General features: G+C 71.0%; 23 protein-coding genes and 2 pseudogenes. 20 read left to right on the top strand and 5 right to left on the bottom strand.

All coding sequences use genetic code 11. From position 1 onward, the window contains the following. Window positions 1-32: 32 nt before the first annotated feature. Entirely contained in the window at window positions 33-989 is a 957-nt protein-coding gene (locus tag OHB01_RS34495) for an ABC transporter ATP-binding protein (RefSeq protein ID WP_147942471.1), read from the bottom strand. 337 nt (window positions 990-1,326) lie between these two features. Between OHB01_RS34495 and OHB01_RS34490 the strand changes: the two genes are divergently transcribed. The 12 genes and pseudogenes from OHB01_RS34490 (at window position 1,327) to OHB01_RS40030 (ending at window position 11,920) form a co-directional block, all read left to right on the top strand. Next, window positions 1,327-2,094 carry a helix-turn-helix transcriptional regulator gene (locus tag OHB01_RS34490; protein WP_142647513.1) on the top strand — a complete coding sequence of 256 codons (768 nt, stop codon included), beginning with the start codon at window positions 1,327-1,329 and terminating at the stop codon, window positions 2,092-2,094. Then, the gene (gene sufB / locus OHB01_RS34485; protein WP_142647468.1) at window positions 2,091-3,503 is read left to right on the top strand and encodes a Fe-S cluster assembly protein SufB; all 1,413 of its coding nucleotides are present in this window, start codon (window positions 2,091-2,093) and stop codon (window positions 3,501-3,503) included. Before OHB01_RS34490 ends, sufB begins: the two co-directional genes overlap by 4 nt. Further along, complete coding sequence (sufD, locus tag OHB01_RS34480) at window positions 3,503-4,627, top strand: Fe-S cluster assembly protein SufD (RefSeq protein ID WP_142647467.1); 1,125 nt, start codon at window positions 3,503-3,505, stop codon at window positions 4,625-4,627. Before sufB ends, sufD begins: the two co-directional genes overlap by 1 nt. Further along, window positions 4,624-4,953: a non-heme iron oxygenase ferredoxin subunit gene (locus OHB01_RS34475; protein ID WP_142647466.1), complete on the top strand. Its 330-nt coding sequence runs from the start codon at window positions 4,624-4,626 to the stop codon at window positions 4,951-4,953. The genes sufD and OHB01_RS34475 overlap by 4 nt, the downstream gene beginning before the upstream one ends. Window positions 4,954-4,959: 6 nt before the next feature. Further along, window positions 4,960-5,769: a Fe-S cluster assembly ATPase SufC gene (sufC, locus tag OHB01_RS34470; RefSeq protein ID WP_142647465.1), complete on the top strand. Its 810-nt coding sequence runs from the start codon at window positions 4,960-4,962 to the stop codon at window positions 5,767-5,769. Then, window positions 5,769-7,031, top strand: coding sequence for a cysteine desulfurase (locus OHB01_RS34465; protein WP_142647464.1), 1,263 nt, complete (start codon window positions 5,769-5,771; stop codon window positions 7,029-7,031). The genes sufC and OHB01_RS34465 overlap by 1 nt, the downstream gene beginning before the upstream one ends. 3 nt (window positions 7,032-7,034) lie before the next feature. Then, window positions 7,035-7,472 carry a Fe-S cluster assembly sulfur transfer protein SufU gene (gene sufU, locus OHB01_RS34460; RefSeq protein WP_139573119.1) on the top strand — a complete coding sequence of 146 codons (438 nt, stop codon included), beginning with the start codon at window positions 7,035-7,037 and terminating at the stop codon, window positions 7,470-7,472. Window positions 7,473-7,539: 67 nt separating this feature from the next. Then, a complete protein-coding gene (locus OHB01_RS34455; RefSeq protein WP_142647463.1) occupies window positions 7,540-7,929 on the top strand; it encodes a metal-sulfur cluster assembly factor in 390 nt (129 codons plus the stop codon). A gap of 715 nt (window positions 7,930-8,644) precedes the next feature. Further along, a complete protein-coding gene (locus OHB01_RS34450) occupies window positions 8,645-10,321 on the top strand; it encodes a DEAD/DEAH box helicase (RefSeq protein WP_147942542.1) in 1,677 nt (558 codons plus the stop codon). 238 nt (window positions 10,322-10,559) lie between these two features. Then, window positions 10,560-10,847, top strand: a pseudogene (locus OHB01_RS40040) (NAD-dependent epimerase/dehydratase family protein); the annotation flags it as partial. 122 nt (window positions 10,848-10,969) lie between these two features. Next, window positions 10,970-11,347, top strand: a pseudogene (locus OHB01_RS40035) (SDR family oxidoreductase); the annotation flags it as partial. Window positions 11,348-11,365: 18 nt separating this feature from the next. Beyond that, window positions 11,366-11,920 carry an alpha/beta fold hydrolase gene (locus OHB01_RS40030; protein ID WP_419197599.1) on the top strand — a complete coding sequence of 185 codons (555 nt, stop codon included), beginning with the start codon at window positions 11,366-11,368 and terminating at the stop codon, window positions 11,918-11,920. Here OHB01_RS40030 and OHB01_RS34440 read toward each other — a convergent pair. From OHB01_RS34440 to OHB01_RS34430, 3 genes are all read right to left on the bottom strand, one after another. Beyond that, window positions 11,883-12,842, bottom strand: a complete 960-nt coding sequence (locus OHB01_RS34440; RefSeq protein WP_142647462.1) for a carbohydrate ABC transporter permease — start codon at window positions 12,840-12,842, stop codon at window positions 11,883-11,885. The genes OHB01_RS40030 and OHB01_RS34440 overlap by 38 nt on opposite strands. Further along, window positions 12,842-13,756, bottom strand: coding sequence for a sugar ABC transporter permease (locus tag OHB01_RS34435; protein WP_328710362.1), 915 nt, complete (start codon window positions 13,754-13,756; stop codon window positions 12,842-12,844). Before OHB01_RS34435 ends, OHB01_RS34440 begins: the two co-directional genes overlap by 1 nt. 141 nt (window positions 13,757-13,897) lie before the next feature. Further along, on the bottom strand, window positions 13,898-15,154 hold the full coding sequence (locus OHB01_RS34430; protein WP_147942473.1) for an extracellular solute-binding protein: 1,257 nt from the start codon (window positions 15,152-15,154) through the stop codon (window positions 13,898-13,900). 331 nt (window positions 15,155-15,485) lie between these two features. On the opposite strand from OHB01_RS34430, the gene OHB01_RS34425 reads away from it, so the two are divergent. The 8 genes from OHB01_RS34425 to OHB01_RS34390 all read left to right on the top strand — a co-directional run bounded on the left by OHB01_RS34425 (window position 15,486) and on the right by OHB01_RS34390 (window position 22,148). Beyond that, window positions 15,486-16,451: an acetylxylan esterase gene (locus tag OHB01_RS34425; protein ID WP_142647459.1), complete on the top strand. Its 966-nt coding sequence runs from the start codon at window positions 15,486-15,488 to the stop codon at window positions 16,449-16,451. Between the two features lie 130 nt (window positions 16,452-16,581). Further along, window positions 16,582-16,845: a phosphoribosyl-ATP diphosphatase gene (locus OHB01_RS34420; protein WP_030507281.1), complete on the top strand. Its 264-nt coding sequence runs from the start codon at window positions 16,582-16,584 to the stop codon at window positions 16,843-16,845. 62 nt (window positions 16,846-16,907) lie between these two features. Then, window positions 16,908-17,753: an ATP phosphoribosyltransferase gene (gene hisG, locus OHB01_RS34415; RefSeq protein ID WP_142647458.1), complete on the top strand. Its 846-nt coding sequence runs from the start codon at window positions 16,908-16,910 to the stop codon at window positions 17,751-17,753. Window positions 17,754-17,840: 87 nt separating this feature from the next. Next, window positions 17,841-18,407 carry a hypothetical protein gene (locus tag OHB01_RS34410; protein ID WP_142647457.1) on the top strand — a complete coding sequence of 189 codons (567 nt, stop codon included), beginning with the start codon at window positions 17,841-17,843 and terminating at the stop codon, window positions 18,405-18,407. A gap of 123 nt (window positions 18,408-18,530) precedes the next feature. Then, the gene (locus OHB01_RS34405) at window positions 18,531-19,415 is read left to right on the top strand and encodes an ABC transporter ATP-binding protein (protein WP_328854537.1); all 885 of its coding nucleotides are present in this window, start codon (window positions 18,531-18,533) and stop codon (window positions 19,413-19,415) included. A gap of 2 nt (window positions 19,416-19,417) precedes the next feature. Further along, entirely contained in the window at window positions 19,418-20,155 is a 738-nt protein-coding gene (locus OHB01_RS34400; protein ID WP_142647455.1) for an ABC transporter permease, read from the top strand. A gap of 224 nt (window positions 20,156-20,379) precedes the next feature. Then, window positions 20,380-21,546, top strand: a complete 1,167-nt coding sequence (locus OHB01_RS34395) for a sensor histidine kinase (RefSeq protein WP_142647454.1) — start codon at window positions 20,380-20,382, stop codon at window positions 21,544-21,546. Beyond that, entirely contained in the window at window positions 21,543-22,148 is a 606-nt protein-coding gene (locus tag OHB01_RS34390; protein WP_142647453.1) for a response regulator transcription factor, read from the top strand. Before OHB01_RS34395 ends, OHB01_RS34390 begins: the two co-directional genes overlap by 4 nt. Window positions 22,149-22,303: 155 nt before the next feature. Here OHB01_RS34390 and OHB01_RS34385 read toward each other — a convergent pair whose 3' ends face one another. Beyond that, entirely contained in the window at window positions 22,304-23,797 is a 1,494-nt protein-coding gene (locus OHB01_RS34385) for an EAL domain-containing protein (protein WP_328854536.1), read from the bottom strand. Window positions 23,798-23,887: the final 90 nt, after the last annotated feature.

Here is a 23,887-nt window from a genome sequence, read left to right as displayed (position 1 = left end):
CCGCGGCGTGAGGTCCAGTGTGGCGATCGTGCTCACCGCAGCTCCCTGCCGGTCAGTTCGAGGAAGACGTCCTCCAGAGTGCGCCGCTCGATGCGCAGGTCCTCTGTGGTGACGCCCTCGGTGGCGCACCAGGCCGTGACGGTGGCGAGCAGCTGCGGGCCGACCTGCCCCTCGATGATGTAGTGCCCCGAGGGCGACTCCTTGGCGGCGCTGCCCGGCGGCAGCGCGGCCAGCAGCTCCTCCAGGTCGAGCCCGGGGCGGGCGCGGAACCTGAGCTGCCGCTCGGCGCCGGTCAGCGACTCGGGGGTGCCCGCGGCCACCACCCGGCCGTGGTCGATGACCACGATGTGGTCGGAGAGTTTCTCGGCCTCGTCCATCTGGTGGGTCGTCAGCACCACCGACACCCCGGAGGCGCGCAGCGCGGCGACCAGGTCCCAGCAGGCGTGCCGGGCCTGCGGGTCGAGACCGGCGGTCGGTTCGTCGAGGAAGACCAGCTCCGGCCGCCCGATCACCGCGGCGGCAAGCGACAGGCGCTGCTGCTGGCCGCCCGACAGCCGCCGGTACGGCGTACGCGCGTGGTCGGCCAGGCCGAGCAGATCGAGCAGGGAGCCGGGGTCGAGCGGGTGGGCGTAGAACCGGGAGACCACGCGCAGCCACTCGCCCGCGCGGGCGGCGGGAGGCACCCCTCCGCTCTGCGGCATGATCCCCAGGCGCGGCTTCAGCGCGGCGTCGGCCGGGTCCAGGCCGAGCACGCGCACGGTCCCGCCGTCCGGCCGCCGGAAGCCCTCGCAGATCTCGATCGTCGAGGTCTTGCCCGCGCCGTTCGGCCCGAGGATCGCCGTGACGGCGCCCCGCGCGCAGGTGAGGGTCAGCCCGTCGACGGCCGTGGTGCTTCCGTAGCGCTTGACCAGCCCGTCGATCTCCACCGCCGGCGCGGCGCCGCCCGTGCGGCCGGCCGTGCTCTCGAACGTGCTGTCAACCCCCGGCACTCCCACCGGCCTCCCCTCGCAGGACCGACCGCCGCGCCGGCCGGATGCGGGCGGCCCTGGTCGGTCGTCGACGGCATCGAGTCTAGGGAGCGGGGAGCGCGCTCTCGTCGGCGAGTGCCGCCATTCCAGCCCGGGCGGGTAAAGGATGCGGAAAACTCACGTCGTCGCAGGTTAGGTAAGGCTTACCTGCGTGAGAAATTGCATCCCCGGCGACCTCTCCTTGGGTTTGTCGCCGGGGAAGGAATTACGGCACACTGATGTTGTGAAAAACGTGCAGGGGAAGCAGAACGCCGAGAAGGCCGTGGTGACGCGGCCTGTTCCGGCGTCCCCCGTGCACATGGACATCACCGCCGAGCGCGGCACCCGTGCCCGGGTGGCGCGGCTCATCCTGGAGCACGGCCCGGTGACGGCGGCGGCGCTCGGCGAGCGGCTCGGGCTTACTCCGGCCGCGGTGCGCCGCCATCTCGACGCGCTGCTGGCCGAGGGCATGATAGAGCCTCGTACGGCACGCCCGCGCGGCCAGCGGGGGCGCGGCAGGCCGGCGAAGATGTTCGCGATCACCGACGCGGGCCGCAGCGCCTTCGTCCACGCCTACGACGACCTCGCCGGCAGCGCGCTGCGCTTCCTGGCCGAGCGGCTCGGCGGCGAGGCGGTGTCGGAGTTCGCGCGGGCGCAGGTGTCCGGGCTGGTCGGCCGGCTTGAGGCGCTGATGCGCGAGGTCCCGGCCGAGCAGCGGGTCCGCGTGCTGGCCGAGGCGCTGTCGGCCGAGGGCTACGCGGCGTCGGCGTCCGCGACGGGCAAGGGCGGCGAGCAACTGTGCCAGCACCACTGCCCGGTGGCGCACGTCGCGGCGCAGTTCCCGCAGCTGTGCGAGGCGGAGACCGAGGCGTTCGCCCGGCTGCTGGGCACGCCGGTGCAGCGCCTGGCCACGATCGCCAACGGCGACGGGGTCTGCACCACCCACGTGAGTTCACACGCGCTGGCCGCACGGCACGCGCGTTCCGATCCGGCGGCCGCCGATTCGCCGACCGCCGGTTTATCGGCCGCCGAGCTGCCGGCCGCACATCTATCGAGCACATCGACGAGCAAGGAGTCCGGAAGGTGACTGTCACCGACCGCCCGGAGCTGGAAGGCCTCGGGAATTACAAGTTCGGCTGGGCCGACACGGACGTGGCGGGGGCCACGGCCCGCCGTGGGCTGTCCGAAGAGGTCGTCCGCAACATCTCCGCGCTCAAGAACGAGCCGGAGTGGATGCTCGACCTGCGCCTCAAGGGCCTTCGGCTGTTCGAGAAGAAGCCGCTGCCGACCTGGGGCTCCGACCTCACGGGCATCGACTTCGACAACATCAAGTACTTCGTCCGCTCGACGGAGAAGCAGGCCGCGTCCTGGGACGAGCTGCCCCCGGACATCAAGAACACCTACGACAAGCTCGGCATCCCGGAGGCGGAGAAGCAGCGCCTCATCGCCGGTGTCGCCGCCCAGTACGAGTCCGAGGTCGTCTATCACAAGATCCGTGAGGACCTCGAGGAGAAGGGCGTCATCTTCGTCGACACCGACACCGGCCTGCGCGAGCACGAGGAGCTCTTCAAGGAGTACTTCGGCACGGTGATCCCGGTGGGCGACAACAAGTTCGCCGCGCTCAACACCGCCGTGTGGTCGGGCGGCTCGTTCATCTACGTGCCGCCGAACGTGAGCGTGGAGATCCCGCTGCAGGCCTACTTCCGGATCAACACCGAGAACATGGGCCAGTTCGAGCGGACCCTGATCGTCGTGGACGAGAACTCCTACGTCCACTACGTCGAGGGTTGCACCGCGCCGATCTACTCGTCCGACTCGCTCCACTCGGCGGTCGTCGAGATCGTCGTGAAGAAGGGCGCCCGCTGTCGCTACACGACCATCCAGAACTGGTCGAACAACGTCTACAACCTGGTCACCAAGCGCGCCGTGGCGTACGAGGGCGCGACCATGGAGTGGATCGACGGCAACATCGGCTCCAAGGTCACGATGAAGTACCCGGCCGTCTACCTGATGGGCGAGCACGCCAAGGGCGAGACGCTGTCGGTCGCCTTCGCCGGCGAGGGCCAGCACCAGGACGCGGGCGCCAAGATGGTGCACCTCGCGCCCAAGACGTCCTCGACGATCATCTCCAAGTCGGTGGCGCGCGGCGGTGGCCGCACCTCCTACCGGGGCCTGGTGCAGATCGAGGAGGGCGCGGCCGGCTCGGCCTCGACCGTCAAGTGCGACGCGCTGCTGGTCGACCAGATCAGCCGGTCCGACACCTACCCGTACGTGGACGTCCGCGAGGACGACGTGTCGATGGGCCACGAGGCCACGGTCTCCAAGGTGTCGGAGGACCAGCTCTTCTACCTGATGAGCCGCGGTCTCGGCGAGGACGAGGCGATGGCGATGATCGTGCGCGGCTTCGTCGAGCCGATCGCCCGTGAGCTGCCCATGGAGTACGCCCTTGAGCTCAACCGCCTGATCGAGCTGCAGATGGAAGGAGCGGTCGGCTGATGGGCCTGGAGACCAAGCCGCTGTCGACGCTGCACGAGAAGTCGTCGTACGACGTGGCCGACTTCCCGGTGCCGACGGGCCGCGAGGAGGAGTGGCGCTTCACGCCGCTGTCGCGGCTGAAGGGGCTGCACAACGGCACGGCCGCCGTCACCGGCGGCGTCGTGGTGGACGTCGAGGCCGCGCCCGAGGTGCGCGTCGAGACCGTGGGCCGCGACGACGCCCGGCTCGGCAAGGCGTACACGCCGTCCGACCGGGTCAGCGCGCAGGCCTACTCGTCGTTCGAGAAGGCCACCGTCGTCACGGTGCCGAAGATGACGGCCGCCTCCGCGCCCACCGTGATCACCCTGCGGGGGTCCGGGGCGGGCGCCGCGGCGTACGGGCACATCCTCGTGTCGGTGGAGCCGCTGGCCGAGGCCGTGCTGGTGCTCGACCACCGCGGCAGCGCCGTCTACGCCGACAACGTCGAGTTCGACGTGGCCGAGGGCGCGACGCTCAAGGTCGTCAGCCTGCAGGACTGGGACGACGACGCCGTGCACGTCTCCCACCACCACGCCAGGCTCGGCAAGGACGCGACGTTCCGCTCGTTCGTGGTCACCCTCGGCGGCGACCTCGTACGGCTGTCGCCCTCGGTGTCGTACACCGCCCCGGGCGGCGACGCCGACCTGACCGGCCTCTACTTCGTGGACGCGGGCCAGCACCTGGAGCACCGCCTGCTGGTGGACCACAGCGTGCCCAACTGCCGCAGCAACGTGACCTACAAGGGCGCGCTGCAGGGTGAGGACGCCCACGCGGTCTGGATCGGCGACGTGATCATCAGGGCCGAGGCCGAGGGCACCGACACCTACGAGCTGAACCGCAACCTCATCCTCACCGACGGCGCCCGCGCCGACTCGGTGCCGAACCTGGAGATCCTCACCGGCGAGGTCGCGGGAGCGGGCCACGCGTCCGCCTCCGGCCGCCTCGACGACGAGCACATCTTCTACCTGCAGGCCCGCGGCATCCCGTTCGACGAGGCCCGCCGCCTGGTCATCCACGGCTTCTTCGCCCAGCTGCTGGAGAAGATCGAGGTGCCGGAGATCCGCGAGCGCGTCCTGTCGGCGGTCGAGGCGGAGCTGGCCCGATGAGCGCCGACACCGCCCACTGGGAGAAGGTCTGCCAGGTCGGAGACATCCCGGACGGCGGCGTCCTCGGCCTGGAGGTCGGGGAGACGCCGGTCGCGCTGGTGCGCACCGGCGGCGAGGTCTTCGCCCTGCACGACGTGTGCTCCCACGCCGAGGTCCGCCTCAGCGAGGGCGAGGTCTACGACCACACGCTGGAGTGCTGGCTGCACGGCTCCTGCTTCGACCTGCGCACCGGCAAGCCCACCGGGCCGCCGGCGACCAGGCCCGTCAACGTCTACCGAGTCAAGATCGAAGGCGACGACGTGTACGTCTCGCTCTCGAAGGAGTAAATACAAGTGTCCACCCTTGAGATTCGTGACCTGCACGTCGCCGTGGGCGACAAGGAGATCCTGCGCGGCGTCGACCTGACGGTCCGCAGCGGCGAGACGCACGCCATCATGGGCCCGAACGGCTCGGGCAAGTCCACGCTGGCGTACGCCATCGCGGGGCACCCCAAGTACACCGTCACCTCCGGTTCCGTGCTGCTCGACGGCGAGGACCTGCTGGCGATGTCGGTGGACGAGCGCGCCCGCGCCGGCCTGTTCCTCGCCATGCAGTACCCCGTCGAGGTGCCCGGCGTCAGCGTGTCGAACTTCCTGCGCTCGGCGATCACCGCGGTCCGCGGCGAGGCGCCCAAGCTGCGCGAGTTCGCCAAGGAGCTGAAGGCGGGCATGGACGCGCTGTCCATCGACCCGGCCTTCGCCCAGCGCAACACCAACGAGGGCTTCTCCGGCGGCGAGAAGAAGCGCCACGAGATCCTCCAGCTCGAGCTGCTCAAGCCGAAGATCGCGGTGCTCGACGAGACCGACTCCGGCCTCGACGTCGACGCCCTGCGCGTCGTGTCCGAGGGCATCAACCGTTTCCGGGGTCTGGGGTCGTCCCCAGGGGAGCACAGCCGTGGCTCCGGCGACACCGGCGTGCTGCTGATCACCCACTACACCCGCATCCTGCGCTACGTGAAGCCGGACTTCGTCCACGTCTTCGCCGGCGGGCGCGTGGTGGAGGAGGGCGGACCCGAGCTCGCCGACAAGCTGGAGAACGAGGGCTACGAGGCATACGTGCGGGACGCGCGAAAGGCTGACACGACCTCGAAGGCGTCCGCCTGATGAGTGCGCCCGGCTTCGACGTGGAGAGGATCAGGAAGGACTTCCCGGTCCTCGGCCGCGAACTTCCCGGAGGCAGGTCGCTGGTCTACCTCGACTCCGGCAACTCCTCGCAGAAGCCGACTCAGGTGGTCGAGACCATGCGCGACCACCTGACCTGGCACTACGGCAACGTCGGCCGGGCGCTGCACGTGCTGGGCAGCGAGTCGACCGAGGCGTACGAGGCCGCGCGTGACAAGATCGCCGCGTTCGTCAAGGCCCCGTCGCGTGACGAGATCGTCTTCACCAAGAACGCCTCCGAGGCCCTCAACCTCGTGGCGTACGCCTTCGGCAACCCCGTCGGCGAGGACGAGCGGTTCCGGATCGGCCCCGGCGACGAGATCGTCATCTCGGAGATGGAGCACCACTCCAACATCGTGCCGTGGCAGCTGCTCGCGCAGCGGACCGGCGCGACGCTGCGCTGGTTCCCGGTGACCGACGAGGGCCGCCTCGACATCGAGGGCCTGGACGAGCTGGTCACCGAGCGCACGAAGATCGTCTCGATCACGCACCAGTCGAACGTGCTCGGCACGGTCAATTCGGTCTCGCCGATCCTGGCCCGCGCGCGCGAGGTCGGCGCGCTGATGATGCTCGACGCGTCGCAGTCGGTGCCCCACCAGCCCGTGGACGTGACCGAGCTGGGCGTCGACTTCGTCGCGTTCACCGGCCACAAGATGGTCGGGCCGTCCGGCATCGGCGTGCTGTGGGGCCGGCGCGAGCTGCTCGACGCCATGCCGCCGTTCCTCGGCGGCGGCGAGATGATCGAGGCGGTCTGGATGGACCACTCGACGTACGCGCCGGTGCCGCACAAGTTCGAGGCCGGGACGCCGCCCATCGTCGAGGCGATCGGCCTCGGCGCCGCGGTCGACTACCTGACCGCGGTCGGCATGGACGAGATCAAGGCGCACGAGAAGGCCCTGGTCGCGTACGCGCTGGAGGCGCTGCCGGAGGTTCCGGGGCTGAGGATCATCGGCCCGCGCACGCCCATCGCGCGCGGCGGCACGATCTCGTTCACCCTGGAGGGCATCCACCCGCACGACGTCGGGCAGATCCTCGACGACGTGTACGGGATCGCGGTGCGGGTAGGCCACCACTGCGCCCGGCCGTTGCATCTCAGGTTCGGAATTCCGGCGACCACGCGGGCGTCTTTCTACCTGTACAACACGACGGCCGAGATCGACGCACTGGTCCGCGGCCTCCACCACGTGCAGAAGGTGTTCGGCTGAGCCATGATCGGTGAATCCATGTACCAGGAGCTGATCCTGGAGCACTACAAGCATCCCCAGGGGCGGGGCCTGCGCGACCCGTACGACGCGGAGGTGCACCACGTCAACCCGACCTGCGGCGACGAGGTGACGCTGCGGGTGAAGGTGGCCGACGGCGGCAAGGTGCTCGACGTGTCCTATGACGGCCAGGGCTGCTCCATCAGCCAGGCCGCGGCCTCGGTGCTGCACGAGCTCGCGACCGGCTCCACGGTGGAGGAGTCGCTGTCGGTGGTCGAGGAGTTCACCCGGCTCATGCAGGGCAGGGGCCAGGTGGAGCCCGACGAGGACGTGCTGGGCGACGCGGTGGCGTTCGCCGGTGTGGCGAAGTTCCCCGCCCGCGTCAAGTGCGCGCTGCTGGCCTGGATGGCCTACAAGGACGCGCTGATGAGGAGCCAGGGATGACCGGCCGCCCCGGCCGCGTTGGGAAGTACGGCGCCGCGCCGCGGGCGCCGCGAGGTGAGGAGACGACGTGAGCAAGCCGACCGAGACCCCGACGGGCACCGTGACCGAGACGCCGACCGGCGACTACGACGGGGAGACCTCCCTCGACGACGTGCTCGAGGCGCTGAAGGACGTGGTGGACCCCGAACTGGGGATCAACGTGGTGGACCTCGGCCTCGTCTACGGCGTCAATCTCGACCCGGCCGGCGAGGGTGAGCGTCCCATCGCCACCATCGACATGACGCTGACCAGCGCCGCCTGCCCGCTGACCGACGTGATCGAGGACCAGGCCAACTCGGCGCTCGCCGACCTGGTCTCCAACGTGGTCATCAACTGGGTCTGGCTGCCGCCGTGGGGCCCCGACAAGATCACCGACGAGGGCCGCGACCAGCTTCGCATGCTCGGTTTCAACGTCTGACCGGCCCGGACCTGATCCGGTCCTGTCACCCGTGTGTCCGGGGCCGCGCGCCCCGGACACAGGCGTTCCGCCGGTCGGCTCCCACGGGGTTCAGACCCGGCGCTCGCGAAGCGGTGCCGGCGATGTGACGCGGCGGTGGGGTGCGGTGCGGTGCCGGCGATGCGACGCTCACGGTGCGGCGCTGTGCGGTGCCGCCCGGCGCGGCGCGGCGCGGTGCCCGCGAAGTGACGCGGCGGTGCGGTGGGATGCGGTGCCTGTGACGCTGTGCCCATAACGCGGCGCTCGCGGTGAGGCGCGGTGCGGCCCATGCCGCGGCGCCTGCGACACGGCGTCCTGACAGGGCGCCTCGACACGGTGCCCGTGACGCTGTTGGCCCTGACACTGCGTCGACACTGCGTCCATGACGCGGCGCGCCCCGGCCTTCGTCCGGCCGCGGAATCGCCGCCGCGGCGCGGGAATGCCGTAGAGTTGTTATTCGCTTTGCTTTGTGCGACGTGAGTGTCGGGCGTCCGTGGGATGCCGCCACCCGGCGGTCTCCACTTCTGCGGGACGCGCTCACGGCATCACCCGGGCGCGGGCCACGACATCTTCCGGCCTCCGGCGCCCCGATTGGTACGGCTCGCTTGCCGTACGTGTACCGGCTCGTCCTTTCGCAGAAGTGACGCGCCCACGTGTTCCGGCACGTTCTTTCTACGAAAGGCACGATTTCGTGACCATGCTTGACCTCGGTGAGGGCACCGAGACCCGCGCCGAGTTCGCACTGCTGGGTCTGCCCAAGCCGCTCGTGGCGGGGCTGGCCCGGCAGGGCATCACCGAGCCGTTCCCGATCCAGCGGGCGGCCATTCCCGACATCCTCGCCGGCTACGACGTCCTCGGCCGGGGCCAGACCGGCTCCGGCAAGACGCTCGCCTTCGGCCTGCCGACCCTGGCCAGGATCGCGGGGGAGAAGGCCCGCCCCGGCCACCCCCGGGCCCTCGTCCTGGTGCCCACCCGCGAACTGGCCCTGCAGGTGGCCGACACCCTCGAACCGCTCGGCCGCGGGCTGTCGCTGCGCACCCGCACGGTCGTCGGCGGCATGTCCATGGGCCGCCAGATCGACGATCTGCGCCGTGGGGTCGACGTCGTCGTCGCCACGCCCGGCCGCCTCACCGACCTCATCGAGCAGGGCGAGTGCACGCTGGACGACGTCCAGGTCACCGTGCTCGACGAGGCCGACCACATGTGCGACCTCGGGTTCCTGCCCGTGGTCAGCGCGCTGCTCGCGCGCACGCCCGCCGACGGGCAGCGCCTGCTGTTCTCCGCGACGCTCGACGGCGACGTGGACACGCTGGTCACGCGCTTCCTGACCGACCCCGTGGTCCACTCCCTCGACCCGGCCACCTCCTCGGTGGAGACGATGGAGCACCACCTGCTCCAGGTGCACCGTGACGACAAGGTGGACGTGACGGCGGAGATCGCCAACCGGGACGGCCGTACGATCCTGTTCGTCCGCACCCAGCACGGCGTGGACCGCGTCGTGAAGCAGCTCGCCCGGTCGGGCGTCCGCGCGGGCGGCCTGCACGGCGGCAAGCGGCAGAACCAGCGCACCCGCATCCTCGACGGGTTCCGCGAGGGCACGATCGGGGTGCTCGTGTGCACCGACGTCGCCGCCCGCGGCATCCACGTGGACGACGTGAGCCTCGTGCTGCACGTCGACCCGCCGGCCGATCACAAGAGCTACCTGCACCGCGGCGGCCGTACGGCCCGCGCGGGCGAGCGCGGCGTGGTGCTGACGCTGGTCCTGCCGAGCGAGCGCCGCGCCGCCGAGTCGATGACCCGCAAGGCGGGGGTGACCCCGTCCCGTCACCGTGTGACGCCGGGTGACCCGATTCTGGCCGAGATCGCCGGGGCCCGGCGGCCGAGCGGCGAGGCCGTTCCGGTGTGGGAGCCCGACGTGCGCAGGCCGCTGCGGCCCGCGCGGGACGACCGGGGGCCCGGCCGGCGGCGGCACGGCGGCGACCGTTTTCGCGGCGCCGACCGCCCGGGTGACGGGGACGGGCGGCGCAGGCGGTCCGACCAGGGCGAGCGGTCTCGCGGTCCCCGCACCGGCGATGGCTGGGCCGACGGCCGCAGCGAGTCGCGCGGCGGCCACCACCGTGGCCGTACGGGTGGACACGGCGGCCAGTCCGGGCACGCCCAGTCCGGGCACGCCCAGTCCGGCTACAGCGGTCAGGGCGCGTACGGCGGTCAGGGCGGCCAAGGGGGTTACGGCGGCCAGGGCGGCCAGAGCGGTCAGGGCGGACGCGGAGGCTACGGCGGTTACGGCGGCGGCCAGGGCGGACGCGGGGGCTATGGCGGCGACGCCGGCCGTGGCGGACGCCGGGGCCGCGGTGGCCGCTTCACCGGCCGCTGAACCCTCATCACGATGCTGACCTCATCACGATGCTGACCTCATCACGATGCTGACCTCATCACGATGCTGACCTCATCACGATGCTGACCTCATCACGATGCTGACCTCATCACGATGCTGACCTCATCACGATGCTGAACTGAACACCGCACCTCCACCGGGCCGTCCCTATGGGCGGCCCGGTGGCGTATGGGGGCGGTGTTGACACAAACTATGTAGACCGGTCTAGTCTTCTCCCATGATCGGAACCGGCGGAGCCGAGACCGGCCCACGGCGGGCCTTCCACGACGACCGCCCATCCCCGGACGACCGCCTATCGCCGGACGACCGCCTATCGCCGGAAGATCGCGCGGCCCCGACAGACCGTGCAGCCTCGGACGGCGAGGCGGCCCGGGCAGGGCGCGCTGAGGTGCCGTCGCCCGGGGACCGGCACGCGCTGGTCCTGGGCGCGACCGGCTTCGTCGGACGCCACCTGGTCCTCGCGCTCGGTCATGCCGGAGTCCGTGTGAGCACGGCGAACCGGCGCCGCGCGTCCTTCGGGCGGCTCGCCCGCTGGCCGGCCGAGCACGGGCATGACGAGGCCCCGGCCGACCTCCGGGTCGATCTCACCCAGCCGTTGCTGCCGGCAGGGAGCTTGACGACGTCACCGAGGTCTACAACTGCGCCGGCGCCTACCGGTTCGGCATGCAGGCGGACGAGGCCCGCCGTGCCAACGTCGACAGCGTCCGCTCGGTCGTCGTCTTCGCGGCTCGGCTGCCGCGGCTGCGCCGCCTCGTCCACGTCTCCGGCTATCGCGTGGGCGGGCAGGACCCCCGTCCCTGGAGCGAGGAGCGGCGGCGGGAGACCTACCGGGCCCTGGGCGCGTACGAGGCGTCCAAGGTGGAGGCGGACGCCGTCTACCGGTTCGAGGCGGAGCGGCTGGGCGTTCCCTGGTCGGTCGTCAATCCGGCCAGCGTGATCGGCGACAGCGTCACGGGCGAGGCCGGCCAGTATCTCGGGCTCGCGTCGACCCTGCGCGACCTCTGGCGGGGAGGTCTCCCCGCGGTGCCGGGGAACGCGCGGACGTTCGAGCTCGGCGAGCCTGGCGCGCCCACGGTGGTGCTGCCGGGCCTGCCGGTCAACGCCGACACCTGGGCGCCGGTCGTCACGGCTCTGGGCGAAGCCCGCGCGGCCGACCTGCCGTGCCTGGGGATGAGCGAGGGAGACCGCGACGACTGGCCGTCCTGGCTCGCCGCTCTCGTCACCAAGACCGGCGCGCGTCACCTCGTCGGTCACTCGATCGGTGCCGCGGCGGCGGTGGAGGCCGCGGCCGCCCATCCGGACGCGGCGGAACGGCTCACGCTGGTGGCCCCGTTCTTCCTCCAGGCGCGCTCGGCGTCCGTACCCCGGCTCCCGGCCCGCTGGTATCTCGGCCGGGTCTCCGCCCGGGCGCTGGCCGAGCGGCTCCCGCGGGCCGAGGTGACGGTGATCCCGGACGCGGGGCATCACCCCCGGCTGACGCACCTGGAGGAGGTCGCCCACGCCGTGGCGGGGGACGCGCCTCCCCGGGTGCGTGAGCCGTTCAGCCCTTCAGGCCGCTCAGCACGATCCCGCGGGTGAAGTAGCGCTGGAAGGCGAGGAAGAAGGCGATCGACGGCAGGGAGGCGAGCAGGCCGCCCGCCATGATCGCCCCCTGGTTCTGCGCGCCGGTGAAATAGGAGTTCAAGCGGGCGAGCGCGACCGGGATGTTGGCCATCTCGTCGCTCTGCACGATGATCAGCGGCCAGAGGAAGTTGTTCCACTCCGCGAGCACGATGAAGATCGACATCGCGGCGAGGGCCGGGCGCAGCAGCGGCAGCACGACCTGCCACCAGATGCGCCACTCCCCGGCGCCGTCGACCCGGGCGGCCTGGATGAGCTCGTCCGGGATCGAGTGGAGGAACTGCACCAGGAAGAACAGCACGAACGCCTTGGCCAGCGCCGGGATGATGTAGCCCTGGTAGGTGTCCAGCCAGCCCAGGTTGCGCATGATGACGTAGTTGGGCACCAGGGTGGTCTGCCAGGGCACCATCATCGAGGCGACGATCAGCAGGAAGATCAGCCGCCGTCCCGGCACCCGGTGCTTGGTGATCACGTACGCCGCCAGCGAGGCGATCAGCAGCGACACGACGGTGATCGTGACAGTGATCACCAGGCTGTTGAACATGAAGCGGCCGAATCCGAAGTCCACCTGGAACCGCTGGAAGATGCCCTGCAGGTGGCCCGGGTTGACCTGGGTGGGGGAGTAGCCGGGGTCGTAGAAGTTGTTCAGCGTGGGGTGCTCGGGCACGAACGACGGCGGCTGTTTGTCGATCTCGGTCACCGGCTTGAACACCGTGATCAGCATCCAGTAGAACGGCGCGATCATGGTGAGCGACAGCAGGTAGAACGGCAGGCGCAGCAGGTGGCCGCGCCAGGTGGTGCGCGACCTCCCGGCGGGCGCCCGCCGGGGTGCGGCGGCCGGGCCGGCGACGATCGGCGTGGTCGTGGGGGCGACGGCCATCACAGCTCCTTGAGGGCGCGGCCGATGCGGAGGTTGACCATGCTGAGGGCGAAGATGATCAGGAAGAGCACCCAGGCGATGGCCGAGGCGTAGCCGAGCTTGAAGTGCGTGAAGCCCTGGTCGTAGAGGTAGGGCACGATCATCAGGCCCGAGTCGAGCACGCCGCCGATGTTGTTGGTGCCCCGGAACACGATGTAGACGGCTTCAAAGACCTGGAAGGCCCCGATGAGCCCGGTCACGACCACATACGTGGTGACCGGGCGCAGCAGCGGCAGCGTCACCCGGCGGAACTGCTGCCAGGCGCCGGCGCCGTCGATGCGGGCCGCCTCGTAGTACTCCTGCGGGATCGTGTTGAGCCCGGCGACGTACAGGACCATGCCGTAGCCCATCCCGCCCCACACCGACATGAGCACGAGGACGGGGATCGTGAGCCCGGGCGTGGCGAGCCATTCGACGGCCCTGCCGCCGAACCAGGTGACGACGGTGTTGGCCAGGCCGAAGTCACCCGGGTTGAAGATCCACTTCCAGAGCAGCATGAGCGCGATCGACGACGTCACCGAGGGCAAGAAGAAGATCGTCCGCATGATGCGGTGCGGCCAGCTCGACCCGCTGAAGGCCAGTGCGAGGCCGAGCGACAGCAGCGTGCCGATCCCGACGGACGCCACGACGTAGATGAAGGTGTTGCCGAGGGCGTGCCGGAACCGGTCGTCGTCGAACAGCAGGCGCCGGAAGTTCTCCAGCCCCTCGAACCGCGGGGCGTTCACCCCGTCGAACGTCGTGAGGCTGAGGTAGAGCGAGTTGGCCAGCGGCCAGACCAGGAAGCCGGCGAACAGGCCGAGGAACGGCAGCAGCATCAGATAGGAGGTGCCGTAGCGGCGCCACCGTTGCGGGGGCGCGGCGGCGTGGGTTGCCATGTCGTTTCTCCATCCGGGGGGAAACCGTGGGCGGACCCGGGCCGGTGCGGGGTCGGGCGGCACCGGCCCGGGCGGGTGCGGAGGACGGAGGCCGCGGCCGGTGAGGGGTCAGGCGTCACCGGCGGACCACGGCCGTCGCGGCTATCCGGCGTTGCGCTCCATGACCTTGGCGGCCTCGGCCAGCGCCGTCTTCACGTCGGCCTTGCCGAGGATCGCGGCCTGGAGCTGCTTGGCGACGTCGGACGCGCTCTCGTCCCAGCCGGGACATCCGGGCGCGGCCGCGCCGGTCTTGATGATCTCCGCGAACACCGCCGCGTGCTCGGGCGTGAACGGCGATTCGGCGATCTTGTCGGGGCGGGGCGGGATGTAGGAGACGTTGCGGGCCTTCGACTCCGCCGTCACCGCGTCGACGGCCTCGTCGGTGTAGAGGAACTTGACGAAGTCCGCCGCCTGCTGGATGTGCGTACTGTACGACGTGACCCCGACCGCCCGGCCGCCGATGAAGGTCGTGGGCGCCGCCGGGCCGGCCGGCAGCGGGGCGATCGCCCATTTGCCCTTCATCGCGGGCTTGCTGGTGTCGATGCCGAGGGCGTTCCAGTTGCCGCCGTAGACCATCGCGATGCCCTGGTCGAGCGCGTCCGAGGTCGTCACCGTGTCGGTCGGCGCGCCGTACTTGCGGTGCAGGTCGATCCAGTACGACAGCGCCTGCTCGGCCTGCGGGGTGTCGAGCGACGGCTTGCAGTCCGGCGTGTAGAAGGCGCCGCCCGCCTGGTAGAGGAAGTTGAAGTAGCCGATCCAGTCGAGGTTGCCCCAGTCGATGCTGAACGGCGTCTTCACCCCGGACTTCTTGAGTTTCTCGATGTCGGCGGTGAGCTCCTCCCAGGTCTTGGGCGGCTCCTTGATCCCGGCCTTCTCGAACAGGTCGGTCCGGTAGTAGAGCGCCACGGTGGACATGTCGAGCGGGATGCCATAGATGGTGCCGTCGGGGGAGACGGCCGACTTCCACTGGGCGGGCTGCGCCTGGGCCTGGAGCTGTTCGATGCCGTACTTGCGCAGGTCGACCATCCCGCCGCGCAGGCCGAACTGGATGGTCCAGGTCATGCCGCCGGAGATGATGTCGGGCCCGCTGCGGCTGGTCGAGGCCGCCAGCAGCTTGGCGTACGCGTCGTCCCAGGCCAGCGTCTGCACCTTGATCGTTACATCGGGGTGCGACTTCGTGTACAGGTCGGCCGCCTTCTGGAAGGCCGCGCTCTCGTCGTCGCCGCCGGTGGACCACCACGTGATGGCGGCGGGGGTGTTCGCGTCGGCCTGCTCGGTCTCCGAGGTGCCGCTGGTCGCGCAGCCCGCGCCGAGGGCGGTGATCAGGGCGGCGCAGGTGGCCGCCGTCGTTCGTCGCATGGACGTCTCCGATCTCTACGGAAAGTGATCGACTGACATGTCGTGCCCCCCCGAGAGGCGGCCCGCCGCGAGGCCGTGCCTGTGCGGCGCACCGCCCACGCTTCGAATTCGTGCAGAGTCCAGCACTAAACCGGATTAGTTTCAAGAGGGTGTTTCATCCCGACGATTCGGACATCGCACCGTACGAATCATGAATCCGCAGCTCAGACGGTTGACAGGGGTTACATGGATTCCGGCGAACGACCCTTAACCGGGTCAGAAGTCTGAAACGGTGCACTTGTGTAACCTTGCGGCGTACACGAGCCAGGCCCACCACCCCACGGGAGCCCCCATGTTCGTCGACATGCCTCTTGACCAGTTGCGCGCCTACCTGCCCGAGCGCCGGGAGCCCGCCGATTTCGACGCCTTCTGGGACCGCACGCTGGCCGAGGCCCGCGCGCACGACCTGAACGCCGTCTTCGAGCCGTACGAGGCCGACCTCGCGCTGCTCGACGTGGCCGACGTGACGTTCGCGGGATTCGGCGGGCACCCGATCAAGGGATGGTTCATCGCTCCCGCGGGCGCGTCGGGCCCGCTGCCGTGCGTGGTGGAGTACATCGGGTACGGCGGCGGCCGCGGCCGGCCGCACGACTGGCTGCTGTGGCCGGCCGCCGGATACGCGACCTTCGTGATGGACACGCGCGGCCAGGGCGGCACCTGGCGCTCGGGCGACACGCCCGACCCGGTGGGCGGCAACGGGGCGCAGATCCCCGGCAAGCTCACCCAGGGCGTGTTCGACCGCGACGACTACTACTACCGGCGGCTCTACACCGACGTCGTACGCGCGGTCGAGGCGGCCAGGTCGCACCCCCTGGTGGACGCCGGGCGGGTCGTGGTGACCGGCGGCAGCCAGGGCGGCGGCATGGCGCTGGCCGCCGCCGCGCTCGTGCCCGGCCTCGCCTACGCGTTCGTCAACGTGCCGTTCATGTGCGACATCCGGCGCGCCGTCGAGATCACCGACGAGGAGCCGTACGCCGAGCTGGGCCGGTTCTGCGGGATCCACCGGACGCGGGTCGAGGACATCTTCGCGACCCTCGACTACTTCGACGGCCTGCACTTCGCCGCGCGGGCCACCACGCCCGCCCGGTTCTCCGTCGCCCTGCGCGACGGCGTCACCCCGGCGTCGACGGTGTTCGCGGCCTACAACCACTACGCCGGGCCCAAGGACATCACGGTCTGGCCGTTCAACGGCCACGAGGGCGGCGAGTCGCAGCAGGCGCTCGACCAGCTCAGGCTGGCCAGGAAGATCCTCGGCTGAGCCCGATGCCGTAGCCGTCCGGGCGACAGGATCGATCTCGCAGGGTGGACGCGGGGCGCGGCGGCCCCGCCCCCGCGACTACCCTGGGGCCGATACCCTGAAGGCGCACGCCCACGACGCGAGAGAGACCATGAAGACCTTCGAAGAGCTGTACGCCGAGCTGGCAGAGAAGGCGCGCACCCGGCCCGCGGGGTCGGGCACCGTGGCCGCCCTGGACGCCGGCGTCCATGCCATCGGCAAGAAGGTCGTCGAAGAGGCCGCGGAGAGCTGGATGGCGGCCGAGCACGAGTCGGCGGACCGGGCGGCCGAGGAGATCTCACAGCTGCTCTACCACGTGCAGGTCCTGATGCTGGCGCGCGGAATCGGGCTCGACGAGGTCTACAAGCATCTGTAGCCGCCACGGCGGCCCCGGATCAGACCATCGACCTCGTTTCCGCTCGAAAGGATCTCCCACTCATGCTGCGCATCGCCGTACCGAACAAGGGCGCGCTCTCCGAGGCCGCCCAGACCATGCTGAAGGAGGCCGGCTACCGCCAGCGCAGGGACAGCAAGGAGCTCGTGGTCGTCGACTCCGAGAACTCCTGCGAGCTGTTCTTCCTCCGTCCGCGCGACATCGCCGTCTACGTCGGCGAGGGCACCCTCGACGCCGGCATCACCGGGCGCGACATGCTGTTCGACTCCGGCGCCCCCGCCGAGGAGGTCATGCCGCTCGGGTTCGGCGGGTCGACGTTCCGCTTCGCCGCCACGCCGGGCGCCTACTCCGGCGTGGCCGACCTGTCCGGTCTGCGCATCGCCACCTCGTACGCCGGACTGCTCGGCAAACACCTCGCCGACCAGGGCGTGGACGCCCGGGTCATCAAGCTCGACGGCGCGGTCGAGACGGCGATCAGGCTCGGCGTCGCCGACGCGGTCGCCGACGTGGTGGAGACCGGCACGACGCTGCGCAACGTCGGCCTCGAGGTGTTCGGCGAGCCGATCGCGCACTCCGAGGCCATCTTGATCAAGCGGGCCGGGGCCCCCGAGTCCAACGGCTTCCAGCAGCTCATCCGGCGCCTGCAGGGCGTGATCGTGGCCCGCGACTTCGTGATGATCGACTACGACATCCGGGCCGAGCGCATCGACGAGGCCATCGCGATCACCCCGGGCATGGAGGGGCCGACCGTCTCCCCGCTCCACCGCGAGGGCTGGGTGGCCGTACGGGCGATGGTCCCGCGCAAGGGCCACCAGCAGGTGATGGACCAGCTCTGGGACATCGGAGCCAAGGCGATCCTGGTCACCGCGATCTTCGCCTGCCGCCTCTGAACCCTGCCGCCTCTGAACCCTGCCGCCTCCGATCCAGGCGGTTCCGAGGCGCTGTCGCCGTGGCGCGCCCTGTGTCAAGATCACGTCATGATGCGATTATCACGTCTGCTGGTGCCGTTGATCTGCGCGCTCACCCTCGCGGCGGGCGCACCCGCCGTCGCGGCGGAGCGCTCGGCGACCAGCGCGGGGACGTCGGACGTCCCCGCGACGCAACTCGACGCGATCCGCAGGCTCGACTTCATGGTCGGGCACTGGGCCGGCTCGGGATGGGTCGACACCGCCTCCGGACGACAGGAGTTCCTCCAGACGGAGAAGGTGGCCTACAAGGCGGGCGGCCAGGTGCTCACGGTGGAGGGCCAGGGGCGGGACAAGGCCGACCCGCGCAGGATCGTGGACACCGCGCTCGCGGTCGTCAGCTACAGCGACGAGACCGGGCAGTATCGGTGGGAGGCGTTCTCCCAGGGACACATCACCGAGTCCGTGCCCGTGGTCGGCGACCGCTTCTTCCAGTGGAGCCTCCAGACCGGTGGGCCCACCATCCGCTACACCCTGCGCTTCACCGGCAGGACCTGGCACGAGGTCGGTGAGTACACCCTCGACGGCGGCGCCACCTGGCGGCAGAACTTCCAGATGGACCTGAGACGAGTGGCCTGACGCCCCCCTGTGTTCTCCTCCCTCCCCTTTCGTGCGGGGGAGGGAGGCGGGTGACAAATGTCATCGCGAAGGCCGGAGACGCGGCACTGATGATCGCACCCGCCTGATCCCTACCGTGAAGGCATGAACGCAATCGCCTTCACCGACGTCACCAAGAGATACGGGGACGTGCTCGCGGTCGACGGCCTCGACCTGGAGATCCCGGCCGGAGCCACGGTCGCCCTCCTCGGGCCGAACGGGGCCGGGAAGTCCACCTCGATCAACATGCTGCTGGGCCTGTTGCGGCCCAGCTCCGGCGAGATCCGGGTCTTCGGCGTGCCGCCGGAGACGGCGGTCGCCGACGGGGAGCTCGGCGCGATGCTCCAGGAGGGCACGCTGATCCCCGAGCTGACCGTGGCCGAGACCGTGGACTTCGTCCGGCGGCTCTACCCCCGTCCGCTGCCGCTGGAGGAGATCCTCCGGCTCGCCGACCTCACCGAGCTCGCCCGGCGGCGGGCCGACCGGCTGTCCGGCGGCCAGACCCAGCGGGTGCGGTTCGCGCTGGCCATCGCGGGCGGCCCGAGGCTGCTGCTGCTGGACGAGCCCACTGCGGCCATGGACGTCGAGTCGCGCCGCACGTTCTGGGACAACATGCGGGCGTACGCCGCCGGGGGCCGGACGATCCTGTTCGCCACCCACTACCTGGAAGAGGCCGACGAGAACGCCGACCGGGTCGTCGTGATCGCCCGCGGCCGGGTCGTCGCCGACGGCAGCGCCGCCGAGATCAAGGCCGGGGTCGCCGGTCAGGCGGTGAGCTTCCTGCTGGGCGACCAGCCGGTGGCCGGGCTCGAAGCCCTGCCCGGGACGACCGGCGTGGAGCTCCAGAGCGGCCGGGTCACGCTGCGGACCACCGATCTCGACGCCACCGTCGACGCCCTCTATCGCAAGACCACCCTCGACATCCGCGACCTCCAGCTCCACGGGGCCGACCTGGAGGACGCCTTCCTCGCCCTCACCAAGGAGGCCTGATCATGCGGCACTACATCAAGGTCGAGATGCTGCGGATGATGCGCAACAAGCGCTACATCATCTTCGTGGTCGCCTTCCCCGTCGGGTTCTACCTCCTCTATTCCAACCTCTGGGGAGCGGAGACCGATCAGTCGACCGGACTGCGCGGCAGCGTCCTGCTGATGATCTCGATGGCCGCGTACGGCGCGCTGGCCTCGGCCATCATGTCGACGGCCGTGCCCTGGTCGCAGGAGCGGCACAGCGGCTGGCTGCGGCAGCTCCAGATCACTCCGCTGCCGGGCCGGGCGATCATCCTGACGAAGCTGATCTCCTCGATGCTGCTCGTGCTGCCGGCGCTGCTGCTGGTCGGCCTGGCCGCGGTGCTCACCCAGGACGTCTCGCTGCCGCCGGGGCAGTGGGTCGGGCTGATCCTGGCGATGTGGATCGGCACGATCCCGTTCGCGGCGCTGGGCCTGACGATCGGATCCCTGCTGCCCCCCGACACCGCGCAGCCCGTCGCGATGATCGGCATGTTCGCCCTCGCCCTGCTCGGCGGGCTCTGGTTCCCCGAGAGCCTGATGCCCGCGGTCATGAAGAGCATCGCCCACGTGACCCCGTCGTACGACTACGCGAGCATCGGATGGCAGATCGCGGCGGGCGAGGCCCCGCACGCGGCCGACGCGGCCGGCATCCTCGCCTGGGGGGTGGCCTTGGTGGCGCTGGCGATATTCGCCTACCGTCGTGCCACGGTGCGCGCCTGAAAGCAGTGCCACGGTGCGCGCCTGAAAGCAGTGCCACGGTGCGCGCCTGAAAAGCAGTGCCACGGTGCGCGTCTGATCGAAGCAGCGCCACGGCGCGCGCTTGATCGAAGCAGCGCCACGGCGCGCGCCTGGCAGGAAAGTGCGCCTGACAGGAACGGTGCGCGCCTGGCAGGAACGGCGGGGAAGTACGCGCCCGACTCCACCATGGTTCGGAGGGACAGCGGATGAGCCGGCTGGCCAACGTGTTCACCTTCGGCGGGATCGACGAGCGTCCCTCCCGCCTGCGGCGACTGATGGGCATGTCGCTCGGTCTGATCTACCTCTTCTACCCGGTGTCCGAGGTGGCCGACGGCACGGTGAGCGGCGCGCGGGCGGTCTGGTGGATGGGCGCGCTCGCGGTCTTCGTGGCCGTCTACCTGTCGGTCGTGCTGGGACCGCGCGATTTCGACCATCAACCCCGGTGGATGTTTCCCATGCTCGGCGTCGCGACGGTGATGGCGGTCGTCTTCCCGTTGATCTTCCGGAGCCCTTCCTGGCTGACCCTGCCGATCTACATGGTGGTCGTCTTCGCGATGGGCCTGCCGCCCACTCGCGCCCTGCTGGGGATCGCGGCCATGGCCGGGCTCGTCGTCGTGGAGGGCAAGATCATCGGTGCCGACGACGGCACGGTGTGGGCGCTCGTGCTGCAGATCATCACGCTCGGCGTGCTGTTCGTGAGCGTCCGCAACACCCGCGTCCTCGTCGTCCAGCTCCGACAGGCGCAGAGCGAGGTCGCCAGGCTGGCCGCCACGGAGGAGCGGCTGCGGATCGCCCGCGACCTGCACGACCTGCTGGGACACAGCCTCTCGCTCATCGTCCTCAAGAGCGAGCTGGCCCGCCGCCTGGGTGAGCAGGGCTCGCCGAAGGCCCCCGGGGAGGTGGCGGACATCGAGTCGGTGGCGCGGCAGGCGCTGGCCCAGGTGCGCGAGGCCGTCAGCGGATATCGCCGGCGCCGCCTGTCGGAGGAGATCGACGGCGCCAGGTCCTCGCTGGGCGTCACCGGCGTCGCCCTCACGGTGCGCACCCGCGGCACCCCGCTGCCCGAAGACCTCGACGGCCTGTTCGCCTGGGCCGTACGCGAGGCCACCACCAACGTCGTACGGCATTCCCGGGCCACCCGCTGCGAGATCGACGTGTCGTACGACGTGGAGGGCGCGGTGCTGGAGATCGCCGACAACGGCGGCGGCGCGTACGAACCGGGCAACGGCCTCACGGGGCTCGGCGAGCGGGTGCGCGCGGCGGGCGGGAGCCTGGAGGTCGAAGGCGGCAAGCGGGAGTTCAGGGTGCGGATCGCGGTTCCGCCGCCCCTGGACCGCACGCCGGAGATGATCGCGGATAGGTTGGGCCAGTGATCAGGGTCGTGCTGGCGGAGGACCAGAGCATGGTGCGGGGAGCGCTCGCCTCCTTGCTCGGCCTGGAGCCCGACATCGAGGTGGTCGGAGAGGCTGCGGACGGCGAGGAGGTGATCGCCGTCGCCGAGGCGACCAGGCCGGACATCGCGCTGCTCGACATCGAGATGCCCGGCAGGGACGGGATCTCCGCCGCCGAGCAGCTGCGCCGCCGGGTCCCCGGATGCCGGGTGGTGATCCTCACGACTTTCGGCAGGCCCGGCTACCTGCGCCGCGCGATGGAGGCCGGGGCGGTGGCCTTCCTGGTGAAGGACAGCCCCGCGAGCGAACTGGCCGCCGCGATCAGGCGGGTGCTGCGGGGCGAGCGCGTGATCGATCCGGGGCTGGCCGCCGCCGCGCTCAGCGCCGGGCCGAACCCCCTGTCGCCGCGCGAGCGCGACGTGCTGTCCGCCGCCGCGGACGGCTCGACGATCAACGACATCGCGCTGCGGCTGCACCTGTCGGAGGGCACGGTGCGCAACTACCTGTCGGCGGCCATCCAGAAGACCGGCGCGCGCAACCGGATCGAGGCCGTCCAGAAGGCCCAGGCGCAGGGCTGGCTCTGACCACGGCGGGCCGCACCCCGCGGCTCGGGCCGGTGCGAGCGGTGACACGGCGCTTTCGGCCGGGCCCGGCGCACGCGGTCACGCCGCCGTAGGGGGCCGGCGGAAAGGGCCGGACGCGCCCTCGACGGTGCTCGTGCGGCCGATCGCGTGCGGGCTCAGCGGGCCTGCTGTTCCTGGAGGTCGGCGGCGTGCCGCAGCAGGTCGCCGACCCGCACCACGCCCAGGCACCTGCCGACCTCGTCGACCACCACCAGGTCGTCGTACACGCGGGCGTTGTCCCGGCCAGCCACCTGCATGGCCGCGATCACCGGGGTCGTCTTCGCCACGATCTTGGCCGCGTCCGCCAGGCGGCCGGCCGGCTTCTTCGCGTGCAGCGCGTGGCCGTACGCCCCGGCCATGAAGAGCAGGAAGCGGCTGCGGTCGATGCTGCCCAGCGGGCGCTCGTATTCGTCCACCAGGATCACGCTGGTGATCGAGGGCTCGGCGCTCAGCACGGCGACCACCTCCTCGGCCGTCGACTCGGCCGGCAGTGTCACCGCGGGAAGCAGGAGCTCCTGCACCCGAGGGCCGAGCGACGCGGTGGCGGGGGCCGCCTCCGGCACCGGCAGCGGCACGTGGACGCGGTTGAACCCGTGGGAGGGCCGCCAGCCGGACGGCGCGAGCAGGGGACCCTGCGCGAGCCGGATCCCCCAGCCGCGCACCGCCGCCAGTTGCGTCTCGTCCCGCAGGCCCGGGGCGAGCACGTGCGCGCCGACGCCGCGCGCGAGCCGGACCAGCGACTCCGCGAGCGCGCCGTGCCGGGGATCGCGCGGCCCGCGTGCCACCACGCCGGGAGACAGCGCGATCATGTACGGCGAGGCGTCGGCGAGCAGGTCGAGCGGCAGCGGGGCGGTGCCGATCCCGCCGAACGCGATGAGGTAGCCCACCGCGCGCAGTCCGTCGATCCCGGACAGCAGGGCGGTGCGCTGCACATATGCGGTGTCGCCCTCGATCACGAGGATGACCTCGCGGGGACGCCGGTTGGACACGCGCATCGCCTCGTGCAGCGGCGCGAGGCCGGCCGAACCACCGGCCACGGCGGCGGCGGAGATCGGCAGGACCAGCGGCAGCAGGGCCTCCTCGCGGGCGGCGGCCAGCAGGCCGTTCACCGTGGTCCCCATGCCCGGGCCTGCGGCGGACGCGTCCTCGGTGACCACCTCGACGGCCACGGCGCCACCGGTGTCGAGATCGACCACGGGAAGGAAGAACGGGGCGGCAGGGCCGGGGACGCCGGAAGCCGAGGGCGCGTACGCGCGCTGGTCGTACGGCTCGGCGGGGGCTGGTGTGTACCTGCGCCTCATGGTCGCCGGGTCGTGTTCCCACACGATGTCGGCCGGGCCGTGCTCCAGCCCCATGTTCGCCGGGCCGTACTCCCGCACAGTGCCGGCCGGGCTGGGCTCGCGCACGATGTTCGCCGGGTCGTGGCCGCGCACGATGTTCGCCGGGCCGGGCTCCCAACCAGTGGCCGTAGAGGCGTCCATCACGGTGTCCGCCGGGGAACGTTCCCGTCCGTCGCCGGGAGGGAACGGGGTCGCCGGGGCCGCGCCGGGCGCCGGGACACGTTGCGGGGTCGCGGCGAGCGGCGCCGCCGATGAGACGGGGAGCGACACGATTGAATTGTGGGACAGAAATCGCCCGGCGATGCCGATCCCGGGACGAAGTTCACCGACATTTCCCCGTCAGTTGGGCGGAACCCTACA

The sequence above is a fragment of the Microbispora hainanensis genome (assembly GCF_036186745.1).
Classification (GTDB): domain Bacteria; phylum Actinomycetota; class Actinomycetes; order Streptosporangiales; family Streptosporangiaceae; genus Microbispora.
This window is presented reverse-complemented; position numbering and strand designations above follow the sequence as displayed.